General features: G+C 56.5%; 13 protein-coding genes. 5 read left to right on the forward strand and 8 right to left on the reverse strand.

Features of this window, described 5'->3' with window-relative positions; translation table 11 throughout:
• Nucleotides 1-29: 29 nt before the first annotated feature.
• A complete protein-coding gene (locus MT962_RS06210) occupies nucleotides 30-824 on the reverse strand; it encodes a helix-turn-helix transcriptional regulator (RefSeq protein WP_247365179.1) in 795 nt (264 codons plus the stop codon).
• A gap of 105 nt (nucleotides 825-929) precedes the next feature.
• Here MT962_RS06210 and MT962_RS06215 point away from each other — a divergent pair, with 105 nt between their 5' ends.
• Nucleotides 930-1691: a class I SAM-dependent methyltransferase gene (locus MT962_RS06215; RefSeq protein WP_188723433.1), complete on the forward strand. Its 762-nt coding sequence runs from the start codon at nucleotides 930-932 to the stop codon at nucleotides 1689-1691.
• A 44-nt stretch (nucleotides 1692-1735) separates the two neighbouring features.
• Here the strand turns inward: MT962_RS06215 and MT962_RS06220 are convergent, their stop codons facing one another.
• The gene (locus MT962_RS06220; RefSeq protein WP_247365181.1) at nucleotides 1736-2356 is read right to left on the reverse strand and encodes a GNAT family N-acetyltransferase; all 621 of its coding nucleotides are present in this window, start codon (nucleotides 2354-2356) and stop codon (nucleotides 1736-1738) included.
• A gap of 161 nt (nucleotides 2357-2517) precedes the next feature.
• Complete coding sequence (locus MT962_RS06225; RefSeq protein WP_247365183.1) at nucleotides 2518-3429, reverse strand: LysR family transcriptional regulator; 912 nt, start codon at nucleotides 3427-3429, stop codon at nucleotides 2518-2520.
• A gap of 84 nt (nucleotides 3430-3513) precedes the next feature.
• On the opposite strand from MT962_RS06225, the gene MT962_RS06230 reads away from it, so the two are divergent.
• Nucleotides 3514-3993, forward strand: coding sequence for a GNAT family N-acetyltransferase (locus tag MT962_RS06230; RefSeq protein WP_024555443.1), 480 nt, complete (start codon nucleotides 3514-3516; stop codon nucleotides 3991-3993).
• 188 nt (nucleotides 3994-4181) lie between these two features.
• Here the strand turns inward: MT962_RS06230 and MT962_RS06235 are convergent, their stop codons facing one another.
• The 3 genes from MT962_RS06235 to MT962_RS06245 are packed head-to-tail and all read right to left on the reverse strand — an operon-like array spanning nucleotide 4182 to nucleotide 7557.
• Complete coding sequence (locus MT962_RS06235; RefSeq protein ID WP_048887833.1) at nucleotides 4182-5594, reverse strand: sugar porter family MFS transporter; 1413 nt, start codon at nucleotides 5592-5594, stop codon at nucleotides 4182-4184.
• Nucleotides 5595-5626: 32 nt separating this feature from the next.
• A complete protein-coding gene (locus MT962_RS06240) occupies nucleotides 5627-6547 on the reverse strand; it encodes an ROK family protein (RefSeq protein ID WP_024560983.1) in 921 nt (306 codons plus the stop codon).
• A complete protein-coding gene (locus MT962_RS06245; RefSeq protein ID WP_024560982.1) occupies nucleotides 6544-7557 on the reverse strand; it encodes an SIS domain-containing protein in 1014 nt (337 codons plus the stop codon). Before MT962_RS06245 ends, MT962_RS06240 begins: the two co-directional genes overlap by 4 nt.
• Nucleotides 7558-7758: 201 nt before the next feature.
• Between MT962_RS06245 and MT962_RS06250 the strand changes: the two genes are divergently transcribed.
• Nucleotides 7759-8520, forward strand: a complete 762-nt coding sequence (locus MT962_RS06250) for a DeoR/GlpR family DNA-binding transcription regulator (protein WP_024555447.1) — start codon at nucleotides 7759-7761, stop codon at nucleotides 8518-8520.
• 92 nt (nucleotides 8521-8612) lie between these two features.
• Here MT962_RS06250 and umuD read toward each other — a convergent pair whose 3' ends face one another.
• Nucleotides 8613-9047 carry a translesion error-prone DNA polymerase V autoproteolytic subunit gene (gene umuD / locus MT962_RS06255; protein ID WP_024555448.1) on the reverse strand — a complete coding sequence of 145 codons (435 nt, stop codon included), beginning with the start codon at nucleotides 9045-9047 and terminating at the stop codon, nucleotides 8613-8615.
• A gap of 422 nt (nucleotides 9048-9469) precedes the next feature.
• A complete protein-coding gene (locus MT962_RS06260) occupies nucleotides 9470-10387 on the reverse strand; it encodes an SDR family NAD(P)-dependent oxidoreductase (RefSeq protein WP_024555449.1) in 918 nt (305 codons plus the stop codon).
• Between the two features lie 589 nt (nucleotides 10388-10976).
• Here MT962_RS06260 and mdtJ point away from each other — a divergent pair.
• Nucleotides 10977-11330, forward strand: a complete 354-nt coding sequence (gene mdtJ, locus MT962_RS06265) for a multidrug/spermidine efflux SMR transporter subunit MdtJ (protein WP_024555450.1) — start codon at nucleotides 10977-10979, stop codon at nucleotides 11328-11330.
• Nucleotides 11320-11646 (forward strand): multidrug/spermidine efflux SMR transporter subunit MdtI, encoded by a 327-nt coding sequence (mdtI, locus tag MT962_RS06270; RefSeq protein ID WP_024555451.1) that lies wholly within the window; start codon nucleotides 11320-11322, stop codon nucleotides 11644-11646. Before mdtJ ends, mdtI begins: the two co-directional genes overlap by 11 nt.
• The last annotated feature ends 84 nt before the right edge of the window (nucleotides 11647-11730 follow it).

The following is an 11730-nucleotide window of genomic DNA, read 5'->3' on the forward strand; positions in this document are numbered from 1 at the left end:
GTGCGCGGGTTATCCGGGATGCGGCGGCGCTAGCGCTGCGCCGCCTCTTCAGGGAGCAGCATGATCATCTTCAGCGTGCGGTTGCTGGCGAGCTGCCAGCTGACCTGGCGGTAGGAGACCAGGCCCTGCTGCGCATGCCGGAAGAGGCGCTCGCCCCCTTCGCGCGCTATCACCTGCTGACGCTGCCAGAACGCCTGAAACGGCGTGCTCTCCTGGGTCATCTGGCGCACAAAGCGGTTGAGCGTTTCATCATGCGGGTAGTGCATGGCGTCGGCCCGCAGCTCCGCCACGATGCGGCTGGCGCGCGCCTCCCAGTCCATCACCAGTTGCTTCGCCAGCGGATGCAGAAACATAAACCGCATCATATTCGGCACGGCGTCGTTATCGAGCCAGCCGCTGAACAACGCCTGCGCCTGCGGGTTCCACGCCAGCATGTTCCAGGTTAAATCGAGCAGATAGCAGGGCTCACTCACCTGATTCACCGCCGCCAGCACCGCCTCCTCAACGACCGGCACCGCCTCTTCGAGCGGGTCATTTTGCAGCGCGAGGCGAAAAAGATAGCTTCTTTCCGTCGGTTTCATCTTCAGCGCCGCAGCAATATTCGAAAGCGTCTGCGCAGAAATCGAGATTTCTCTGCCTTGCTCAATCCACGTATACCAGGTGGTGCTGATGCCGCTGAGCTGCGCCACCTCTTCGCGCCGCAGGCCGCGCGTGCGTCGCCTTGCCGTCACGGGCAACCCGAGCATATCGGGCGAGGTGTTTTCCCGCTGGGTGCGTAAAAAAGCGCCCAACGCTTTCGGGCCGGAAAGCGGGGTGGTTTCCATGCGTGGTACTCCCTGATACCAGTATAAGTAGCAATATTGTACCCGTATAAAGCGCGCAGTATAGTCATTTCACAGAGCGGTTTTCCTCACCATAAGGCGATAAAAATGACAGCAAAAACACACGAAGCATTAGTCGGCGCCCAGTTTGGCGGCCAGGCGCAGGCCTACCTGCAAAGCAGCGTTCATGCGCAGGGTAAAGATTTAGAGCGGCTGGCCGTCTGGCTCAGCGATAAGCCGGACGCCGTGGTGCTGGATATTGGCTGCGGAGCAGGGCACGCTAGCTTTGCCGCCGCGCAGAAAGCGGCTCATGTCACCGCTTACGATCTGTCAGACAGTATGCTGGCCGTGGTGCAGGAGGCGGCGCTGGCGCGGGGGTTAAATAATATTGCCACCCGTCAGGGCCAGGCGGAGGCGTTGCCTTTCCCGGCGGCGAGTTTCGACGTGGTGATAAGCCGCTATTCCGCTCACCACTGGCACGACGTCGGCATGGCGCTGCGCGAGGTAAAGCGGGTACTGAAGCCGGGCGGCGAGTTTATTTTGATGGACATCGCGTCCCCCGGCCAGCCGGTGCGCGACGTCTGGTTACAGACGGTGGAGATGCTGCGCGACCCTTCGCATGTACATAACTATTCGCAGGGAGAGTGGCTGCGGCTGGTCAACGAGAGCGGCATGACGGTGCAGGAGATGGTGGCGGGCCGCCAGGCGCTGGAATTCAGCGCCTGGGTTGAACGAATGAAAACGCCCGCCGCGCTGGTGGAGGCGATTCGCCTGTTGCAGCAAACCGTTTCCGATGACGTCAAAACCTACTTCGCCATTGAGGACGATGGGTCTTTTACGCCGGATACCATTATGTTCCGGGCGCGATAGACGGGCCTTATCGTTTAAAAGCCAGTCCTGGACTGGCTTTTGCGTTATTTAGCGGGCCTGATAACCGGAATATGCGGCGCGGCGTCGGCAGGCAGGTGTCCCGTCAGCCGCGGATCTTCCTGCACCTCGACCTGCACCGCGTAAGGGCGAAAGCCGGAGCGGATATAAAAGCCCAGTGCTGAAGGGTGGTCGAACGTGCAGGTGTGCACCCAGAAGCGTTTAATGGGCCGCGACCACGCAAGTGCAATGGCCTGATTCATAATCGCCCGGCCAAAACCTTTGCCGGTCGTATTTGGCGTCAGCCCGAGAAACGCCAGTTCGCACGCGTCCGGCTCGCTGAAATCGAGCTCCAGAATGCCGATATCCTCTTCCTTTTCTTTAATCACATACACCTCCACGCTTTCGCGGTTCAGGATGGCGCGAAGCTTCTCATCTTCCATCAGAATGCGTGAGTACCATAGCCAGGCGGAGCCGACCTGGTGAAACAGAGCCCGGTAAGCCTCAAGCTCCGGGTTACGCAGCTTCACCAGCGTGACGCCTGCGGGCAGCGGGGCGGTTGCTGTTTCCGGCTTGCTCAGCATTTCGAGGCAGGTCACCACGCTTGCGACGTGGCCGGGCGCGACACGGGAATACCCAACGGGCAGTGTGCTGTCTGAATGCGTCATACGCGTTTCCTTTTATAGCGTTTTATAGCGTTTTGCAGGTGGCGATGCTTATTGAGCGCACTGATAAAACCTACTGTCCCGCCGCCGTTATGGCTACCTGTTTTTGCGACATTTTTTAAATACAGAACAATGAGATGCTCCAGCCTTATTTTGCCGGATAGCTAGCTGATAAGGCTTCGCAGCACACGCTTTAACCAGTCCGTGGCCTCACTTTTGCCGCTGCGCTGATGCGAGTAGATTTTCACCTCAAAAGGCGGCACGGCGAAAGGCAGCGCAAACAGCGTGATACTGGCCGCCGACGCCAGCCGGGCGGCGGCGAAGCGGGGCATCGCCATCAACAGATCGCTCTGCGCGACAATAAACGGCGCGCTCAGCATGGAGGGCGTTTTCAGGGTGACCTGCCGCGTATAGCCCATGCGCTCCAGCTGTAAATCCAGAATGCCCTGGCTTTCATTCCACGGGGTGACCACCAGATGGCGGGCCGCCAGATAATCCTCCAGCGTCATGCGCGTACGGCGGGCATGACTGATGACCACATATTCATCCTCAAACCAGTCAATCGCGTCCAGTTCAGGCGGCGTGACGTCGTCAGGCGCGCTAAAGCCCAGCGCCAGGTCCACTTCGCCGGCGAGCAGTTCGTTCAGCGCCGGGCTGTGCGGCAAATAGCGCAGCTCAAAGCGCACGCCTGGCGCGCTGCGCTCAAGTTCGCTTATCAGTGTAGGGAAGATGCAGAATGCCGTGTAGTCCGTAATGGCAATCTGGAAGCAATGGCGGCTGGTTGAGGGATCAAAGGCGGGACGGGGCGAAAGCTGCTGGTTCAGCGCGCCCAGCGCTGAGGCTATCGACGGCGCCAGTTCGCAGGCATAAACGCTGGGGCACATGTTGTGCCCCTCACGGTAAAAGAGCGGGTCGTTAAAAAAGGCGCGCAGTCTTGATAAGGCATGGCTTAGCGCCGACGTGCTCATAAAGAGTTCATCCGCGGCGCGCTTCACAGAGCGGTGGCGAAACACCGCATCAAACACAGGCAGCAGGTTGAGATCGAGTTTACGGAGCGCCGGATGCATAACATTCATCTTTTGTTGAGATAGTTGCACTTCATGCAGGGCACAATAGCGCTTATGCTTGTCAGCCTCAATTCAGGAAAGACAGGAAAAGCCATGAGTATCAGCATCCGTGAAGCGCGCCCCGCCGACGCAGAAGTGATTTACAACATGATTTACGAACTGGCGGTCTACGAAAAAGCGCCGCAAGAGGTGGTGACCAGCCCGCAGGAGATCCGCGAGACGCTGTTTGGCGCCCAGAGTAAAACGGAAGCGCTGATCTGCGAAGCGGATGGCGTGACGATAGGCTATGCCGTCTTCTTTACCAGCTACTCCACCTGGCTTGGCCGCAACGGCATTTATCTGGAAGATCTCTATGTCTCGCCTGACGCCCGCGGCCAGGGGGCGGGCAAAGCGCTTATCAAGCACATCGCCCGTCTGGCGGTGCAGCGCAAGTGCGGTCGACTGGAGTGGAGCGTGCTCGACTGGAACCAGCCGGCGATTGATTTTTATCTCAGCATCGGCGCGCTGCCCCAGAGCGAATGGGTGCGCTACCGCCTGGATGGCGAAGCGTTGCTTAATTTCGCAGAGCGTTAAACGCGCAAAGCCACTGAAGATGTAAATCCGCGTCGTTGAGGGGTGGTAATCACGCAGGCCTGCCGTGGGCAGGCCTGTTTAATGGCATGATTCAGGCGTAAAAATCCTTTGCGGCAGGAATAAACCGACCCTGCTGCCTACGCCTCGATGTAATAAAGAATAAAGCCTCTTTTAACGTCGTAAGTAAATTAATTGACGGCGTTATGGGTTTCCTGAATACCGCTGTATTTCTCTTTAAACCAGAGTTCGACCTCTTCCAGACTTTTTCCTTTCGTTTCCGGCACGTAAAAACTGAATAAGGTGAACGCTACACAGATAGCGGAGAATATCCAGAAGGTTTGCGAGACGCCCAGGCCATTTAACATCGGTAAAGAGAGCAGGGCGATAACCAGGTTGGTCGCAAAGATAATAAAAATGGAAAGGCTGGTGACTTTTGCGCGCGCTCTTAACGGCGATATTTCCGAGATCATTAAAAAGCCAAGCATCCCGGGGCTAATGGCGTACATCACAATATAAAAAAGCAGAGAAGCCAGCGCGAGCCAGTTGCTACCCGGGAACGCCGGGACGGAGAACAGCACCGCCAGAATAACCAGGCTGAGGGTTAACCCGATGGCGCCTGCTATCAAAAGCGGACGGCGACCCACTTTATCGACAATCAGCATACCCACGACGGTGAAAATGACGTTGGCGATGCCTAAACCGATGGTGCCCATCCAGGATACCGAGGAGGTAAAGCCGCTGGATTGCAGGATTTGCGGGGCGAAATAGATAACCAGATTGATGCCGCAGGCGTTGGAAAAGAAAGCGACCAGAACGCCGATAATTATCATTGGCCGCACGTGGCCGCGCAATAAATCGCGCCAGCGCAGGGTATCCTGCTCAATTATTTCCAGGCGTTCAATTTCCTGCATTTCCGCCTCAACGCTCGCGGTTCCTCTGAGCTTCTTAAGCGTCGTGAACGCGTCGTCGCGACGTTTGACGGCAATCAGCCAGCGGGGAGACTCCGTCACAAACATAACGCCTACCGCCAGCATGACGCCGAAAACGCCGGCTATGCCTACCGGAAACCGCCAGCCGCCGCTGCTTTCCGCGCCGGCGTTAACGCCATAGGCCAGCACAATTCCTACCGTAATCATCAGCTGAAAAGAGGTGACCAGAACGCCGCGAATTTTAGCAGGCGACAACTCGGCGATATAGACCGGGACGAGAACCGACGAGGCCCCCACGCCAATGCCCTGAAGGATGCGGGCCACGGTGAGCGCTTCAATGCTGTGGCTGAAGCCGGAACCCGCCGCGCCGATGGCGAAAAAGAGGCCGGAAATAAACAGCACCAGCTTTCGGCCATATTTATCGGCGAGCGGCCCGGCGGCGAGCGCGCCAATCATCGCACCCAATAACGAGGTGCTGACAATCACGCCCTGCATCAGATCGTTTATTTGAAACTCTTTGCCGATATAGACAATCGCCCCGCCAATAATCCCGGTGTCATAGCCAAATATAATGCCGCCGACCGAGGAGATAATAACCGAGAGAATGATAAAAATGCTGGTCTTTATTTTTACAGGCTTGCTCAACGCATGTTTATTTTGTGAATGCACCATGATATTCACCTGCCATAAGTAAAAGAGATGTTTTAGTTCAAAGACGGAATAACCGTCGCGCCCAGCGCGCCAGCAACGTCTCCTAATTCAGACGGTACGATCAATGTATTAACGGCATAGGCTTCCGAGCGGGTTAACGCTTGTTCAAGCCCCGTTTTAAACAGCGGGTAATAATGGGCGGCGCTGCCGCTCAGGATAGTCAGGTCGGGTCCATATAGCGTTAATAAGGTAACCAGGCCCCGGCCCAGATAATTCCCGTAGCGGTGAAACAGCGCCGCTACCTCGTCGCGCTGCGCCGCCATCTCGCGATAAAAATTCAGATCCTGCTTTTCAAAAGCGATGCCCGGCAGCAGGCTCTCGAGGTTCTGCTGAAGCCAGCTTCGCGACGCCAGCGTTTCCCAGCAGCCGTGCAACCCGCAGTAACAGGGCGCAGGGTTGCCGGAAATCGGGATATGTCCCGCTTCCGGATGCGCGCCGTTGCTGGTGCGAAACGGCCTGCCGTTTTCCAGCAGCGCGACGCCGATGCCCGTGCCAAGCGTTACCATCAGCAGGCGTTTACTGTTGATGCCCGCACCGAAGTGATATTCGCCAAGCACCGCGGCAACCGCGTCGTTATCAATGCTGACCTTGACCTGCAGGTGGTTGCGAAGCGCTTCCACAAGCGGGAAAAAGGAGAAGCATTCAAGCGTATCTTTATTGGTAATGACACCGGCGTCGGTATCGACGGGGCCGCTGGCGCCGATGCCGAGGCTGACAAGCGTCATGCCGGGCGGGACCAGCTCAAGCACGTGTGATGCCAGCGCCCCCGCGCGCTGGCTTTGTTCGATGTTGCTGAACAGGACGGTAGGAACCGTCCGTGTGCTTATCGTTCCCTCTTCACCGCGAATGATGATGCGGGTGCCCGTGCCCCCGAGATCGATACCCGCCGTTACCGTTGACGTTGAAGGATTCATACCGCCACCGTAATTTTTTGCCCATAGAGGAAATGCCCCGGGATAAAGCCGTTCTTTCTCGCCAGCGCGACCGTCAGATGTTCAATGTAGATAAACCCGCACAGCAGCTGGCCCAGTTCGTCGCCCTCCGGCACGGACAAAAGCCGCGAACCGGCATAAGGCGCCGACCCGATGGTCACCACCTGGGTGCCGTTCGCCAGCATTTCCGCGGCGAGTTTTTCCAGCGTTTCGTCGCCCGGTTTGCCAAGCAATACCGCCAGCATACCCTCGCCGGAGGTTTCCAGCGGGCCATGGCGGAACTCGCCGCCAATAAACCCTTCGGCGCTGACTTTCGATGCCTCTTTGGTGATGAGCGCTCCGGTCAACGCGTTGGCGGCAAACGATCCCGTGCCGATGTAAGCAATGCGGGGGCGGCGGGCCGTGAAGAGTTGCTCTGCCATATCAACCACGGACTCGCTGTCGCCCACCAGCGACTGCACTGCGGCAAGCACATGCGTTGTCGCGGCGCAGGCTTGCGCGTCGTCTTCGCCCAGCAGGACGGCGAGCGCCCGGTGGCAGGCAATCAGGGTATTGAGATAGCTTTTAGAACTGACGGTCGCCTCATCGCCGCTCTCCAGCGTAACGAGGATATCCGCCTTTTTGGCCAGCACGCTTTCCCGATCGTTCGTTAAGCCAATCAGCGTGCGCGGACGGTTGCCCTGCGCCAGCAATGCGACCACTTCGCCGCTCATCCCGGACTGGGACGTCGCCCAGAGCAGGGTGTTTTCGGTGATAAGCCCGGGCATATCCAGCAACCGGCCGGCGTCAATCCGCCAGACCGGATAGCCGCGGTTGGCCAGCGCGCGCTCAACCGGAATCAGCGCGTAGTCAGACGATCCCATCCCGGTCAGGATTATCCGGTCGTAACTGGCAAGCTGCACATCATGCAGCGCCTGCGGCAGCGGGTTGGCGAGCTGCGCGTTGATGGCTTGCGGCTGCATGGCGATATCATTTTCATAGGGCGTAGACATGGAAACCTCTTCATAACGTTAACAGAACCGTTACACCCTATATGCACGATATCGTGCAAGTCAATGCACGATATCGATTATGTGATAGGGTTAACTTATTACTGATTTGTGAGACAACTCGTTAAAAGCGCGGTCGCAAGGGCTACCTGGCTGAATAATGTGGTAAAATCGACTGCACTTAACTGTGCAAGGGAGGGAGTAATGCAGGCAAAAGAGCGACGGGAGAAGATCCTTTCCCTGCTGAGTGCGACGGGCTATCTGAATGCCAACCAGCTGGCGGAAGCCTTTGCTGTGGACAGCTCGACCATCCGCCGGGACTTAATTCATCTGGAAAAAACGCAGCGAATTATCCGGACGCATGGCGGCGTGCTGCCCGTACTCTTATCGGAAGAGCAGGATACGCCTTACAGCATCCGTAAACATCGCCACCATGAGCAGAAGGCGGCCATCGGCAAATATGCCGCTTCGCTTATTGCGGATGGAGAGTCGGTGATTCTGGATAACGGCTCAACGGTCTATGAACTGGCCGAACAGCTCACCAGCAAAAAGAACCTGACGGTCATCACCAACGATTTGAACATTGCGATGCTGTTAAGCCAGTATCCGGCCATTAACCTGAACGTCACCGGCGGCGCGGTCGTTGGCAACTCCTATACGCTGGTGGGCCCGGACACCACGCGAAAATTCGGCGAGGTTTACGCCGACTGGGCCTTTCTTGGCGCAGAAGGGGTGCATCCCGAAGCGGGCATCACTAACGTCAATGCGATTGAGCTGCCAACCAAAATGGCCATTCTTAAGGCGGCTAAAACGCGGGTGGTGCTGGCGGATTCGTCGAAAATTGGCTATCGCGCGCTTTCGCACGTTTGCGGCATTGATGACATCGACATGATTATCACCGACAAAAAGAAAAGCGAGAAAACGACGGGCGCTTACGGCGATAAATTACGCTCCGTTGAGGTCTGAGGGGCGCGGCGGGCAAACAGCGCCGCCGCCTGACTATCCCTCATCTCCCGTTACGCCCTTTCAGGTCGGCCTTGCCCGAACGCCCCGGCATGCTAACGCGCGCGCACCGGGTTTTGCAGCGTCTGAATAACCGTTGTCACCACGCCGATTATCTCTACGTTCGCATTTTCATGCAGCGGGATCGGGGCGTAGGCGGGGTTTTCCGGCCACAGGCGAGGGCGGGGCCAGAGTTGCAGGCGCTTGACGGTAAAACCGTCATCCAGACGGGCGACCACAATATCCCCATGGCGCGGCTGCAGGCTGAAATCCACCAGCAGCAGCGAGCCTTCAACTATCGCGGCGTCGCGCATGGAGTCTCCCGTTACCCGCAGCACATAGGTGGCGGAAGGATGCGGGACCAGCTGGCGCACCAGGTCAATCGCGCCATCCAGGTAATCCTGCGCCGGGCTGGGAAAGCCGGCGGAAATCCGTTCTAAATAAAACGGCAAATCAAGTGAAGCGGAGGCGTCAATCTTATACCAATCCATATTAACGGCCTGATTATTTATACTGTATGTATAACCAGTATAATTGGCTCGCCGCGATTAGCAATGGCTGCCGCTTCGCTTTAGCCAGACGATAAAAATAACCCTTTGAAATAAAAAATAAAAAATCAAAGATAAAAAAGTGAGAAACGCGCGGCGCTATTTTGAGCGGCGGGTTATCAGACGAAAAGCATATTTACTTTCGCCTTAACGGGCGGGCGGAAACAACGCCGCCGGTTTAATGGCATATTAATGATAAGGGCATTTCGGCGGGTAAAGCGCCTGTCTGGAGGGGGTAAGCGCCACGTTGAATACCGCCAGAACACTGAAGAGGCGTAAAACAGAAAACGCAGCCCGGGTATCGCGGCGTAAAGCGCCGCGTCCGTCAGCGACCGCAGCGGGCGGTCGCGTGCTTTCCTGAAAGCTTATTTCTTTTCATCCTCCTGCTTCATCCGCGCCCGGATGCCGCCTTCAATCGTCGCTGTGCCTTTCATCGGCTCGTAAATCGCGCCGGTGCTGTGCGGCTGCGGCTGCGCTTTTTCAATTGAACGCCGGGCGACAGTGGCCGACATTTTTTCCGTCGTATCCGGAAAGAGGTTGTGGGAAATCGTCGAGGCGTGGGCTTTCCAGCCTACCGGCATCTCTTCTTTCGGGTTCAGGCAGGCCTCCACCAGCGCGTCGATGACAATTTTCGGGTCATCCATGGCCGCCATGCGCGGCGCGTGGCCGGTATAATTAGCGGCGTGCGTCCACCAGGGGGTATCTACCGCCCAGGGCATGACGGTCGCTACTTTGATCTCTTTGAACTGATTGAGCTGCAGCTCTTCATTCAGCGTGCGGCTCAGGCTCAGCACGGCCGCTTTGGACGCGGCGTAAGAAGCCTGGTAGGCGAGCGGCACTTCGCTGTCCACAGAGCCTACGTTAACCAGCACGCCAAACCCCTGCGAAATAAAATGATTGATAGCTTCATGCGCGCCGTAGATAAGCCCTTTCAGATTGACGTCGATAAGCCGCGCGTGGTCGGCGACCGGGATCTGCCAGAAAAAGCCCAGCGCCCCCACGCCGACGTTGTTTATCCAGATATCAATATGACCGAAGCGCTGGATGGCGCTGTCTGCAAGCGTCGCCACCTGCTCCGGGTCGCTCACGTCCACCGCCACCGCCAGCGCCTTGCCGCCAGAGGCGGTGATATCGGCGGCGAGCGCCTTGAGCTCCGCCTCGCGCCGGGCGCCCAGCACCACGTTTGCGCCCATTTCCGCCAACCGTATCGCCGCGCCGCGCCCAAACCCGCTGGAGGCGCCCGTAATGACGATGGTGGCGTTAACCAGATTTTTTCTGCCCATAAACTAACCTCGAAAAAGAAAACATAAGGAGCCCCGCACGGCGCGCCCTGAAAACTATCTCATTGAGTTTAGTTTCCTGCGCAAAAGATGAGCGGGACGGCAAAGAAAAAGCGCATCCATTGAGACGTTAAAAACACAGGGAAAAACGAACGGAATTACTCAGCGCTGAAAAGAGCAAACTTAAACGGTCTGACGAAAACATTTTTATAAAAAGATATTAACAAAATAATAGGCGTCATTGAGAAATAGCTCAAACGTAAAGAAATGCAAGAAAGTTGAGTTAAGCAAAGCCGCATGTTATTAATTACCGTGTGTTTAACTACCGGAGACAATTTTCATCCGCAACGACGAGAAGCAACATCGCGGATAAATTGAATTTATATGAGCAGGTTATTCAGGAAGAACGCTTCGCTTTTCACCTCTTCAATTTCATTTTCTCTTCATCACGGCGAGCAGCACTGGCGCAGCGCGCTGTAGTCCCTTTTTCTTCTGCCCACGCCGTCTGGCGATGCGGCTTACCGCTTGGTTCTATCAATTTTTGCCCTGTGGCGAAAGGTTACAGGCGCGCTTCTCAAGCAGGAGAGAAAGCATGTTTTACTGGATTTTATTAGCACTGGCCATTGTGGCCGAAATAACCGGCACGCTGTCATTAAAATGGGCAAGTCAGGGCGATTCGCCGGCAGGTTTTATTTTAATGATGGTGATGATTTCCCTCTCTTATATTTTGCTCGCCTTTTCGGTTAAAAAAATCGCGCTCGGCGTTGCCTACGCCATGTGGGAAGGCGTCGGCATCGTGTTAATTACGCTTTTCAGCGTGCTGTTATTTAATGAGAGCCTGTCGGTAAATAAAATTATCGGTCTGGTGATATTACTTAGCGGAATTGCGCTGATTAAAACCGGCACCCGACAGCAAAAAGCGCAGGAGGTGCAGCATGGCGTTTGAATGGATCCATGGCGCCTGGCTGCTGGCGGCCATCGCGCTCGAAATTATCGCCAATATCTGGCTTAAGCTTTCAGACGGTTTTCGACGCCCGGTTTACGGCGTGCTGTCGCTGGCGGCGGTGCTTTGCGCCTTCGCGGCGCTCGGGCAGGCGGTAAAAGGCATCGAACTGTCAGTGGCTTACGCACTGTGGGGCGGCTTTGGCATCGCCGCGACTGTCGCGGCGGGCTGGGTGCTGTTTGGCCAGCGTCTTAACGGCAAAGGCTGGGCGGGGCTCGCGCTGCTGCTGGTTGGTATGGTGGTGATTAAGCTCGCCTGATGTGATCGCCGTCAGAACTCCGTGACGGCGAAACGTCTCGCTTACGGTTAAATAGATTAGCTGGAACGATGTTTTGCTAATGTA

Source organism: Franconibacter sp. IITDAS19 (genome assembly GCF_023079515.1).
In the GTDB taxonomy this organism is placed as follows: Bacteria; Pseudomonadota; Gammaproteobacteria; order Enterobacterales; family Enterobacteriaceae; genus Franconibacter; species Franconibacter pulveris.

What these genes read in the sequence shown, in the direction of transcription:
- umuD (WP_024555448.1), bottom strand. Translation starts at nt 9,047, where the DNA reads ATGGATTGGTATAAGATTGACGCCTCCGCTTCACTTGATTTGCCGTTT.
- MT962_RS06215 (WP_188723433.1), top strand. Translation starts at nt 930, where the DNA reads ATGACAGCAAAAACACACGAAGCATTAGTCGGCGCCCAGTTTGGCGGC.
- MT962_RS06245 (WP_024560982.1), bottom strand. Translation starts at nt 7,557, where the DNA reads ATGTCTACGCCCTATGAAAATGATATCGCCATGCAGCCGCAAGCCATC.
- MT962_RS06240 (WP_024560983.1), bottom strand. Translation starts at nt 6,547, where the DNA reads ATGAATCCTTCAACGTCAACGGTAACGGCGGGTATCGATCTCGGGGGC.
- mdtJ (WP_024555450.1), top strand. Translation starts at nt 10,977, where the DNA reads ATGTTTTACTGGATTTTATTAGCACTGGCCATTGTGGCCGAAATAACC.
- MT962_RS06210 (WP_247365179.1), bottom strand. Translation starts at nt 824, where the DNA reads ATGGAAACCACCCCGCTTTCCGGCCCGAAAGCGTTGGGCGCTTTTTTA.
- MT962_RS06220 (WP_247365181.1), bottom strand. Translation starts at nt 2,356, where the DNA reads ATGACGCATTCAGACAGCACACTGCCCGTTGGGTATTCCCGTGTCGCG.
- mdtI (WP_024555451.1), top strand. Translation starts at nt 11,320, where the DNA reads ATGGCGTTTGAATGGATCCATGGCGCCTGGCTGCTGGCGGCCATCGCG.
- MT962_RS06225 (WP_247365183.1), bottom strand. Translation starts at nt 3,429, where the DNA reads ATGAATGTTATGCATCCGGCGCTCCGTAAACTCGATCTCAACCTGCTG.
- MT962_RS06250 (WP_024555447.1), top strand. Translation starts at nt 7,759, where the DNA reads ATGCAGGCAAAAGAGCGACGGGAGAAGATCCTTTCCCTGCTGAGTGCG.
- MT962_RS06230 (WP_024555443.1), top strand. Translation starts at nt 3,514, where the DNA reads ATGAGTATCAGCATCCGTGAAGCGCGCCCCGCCGACGCAGAAGTGATT.
- MT962_RS06260 (WP_024555449.1), bottom strand. Translation starts at nt 10,387, where the DNA reads ATGGGCAGAAAAAATCTGGTTAACGCCACCATCGTCATTACGGGCGCC.
- MT962_RS06235 (WP_048887833.1), bottom strand. Translation starts at nt 5,594, where the DNA reads ATGGTGCATTCACAAAATAAACATGCGTTGAGCAAGCCTGTAAAAATA.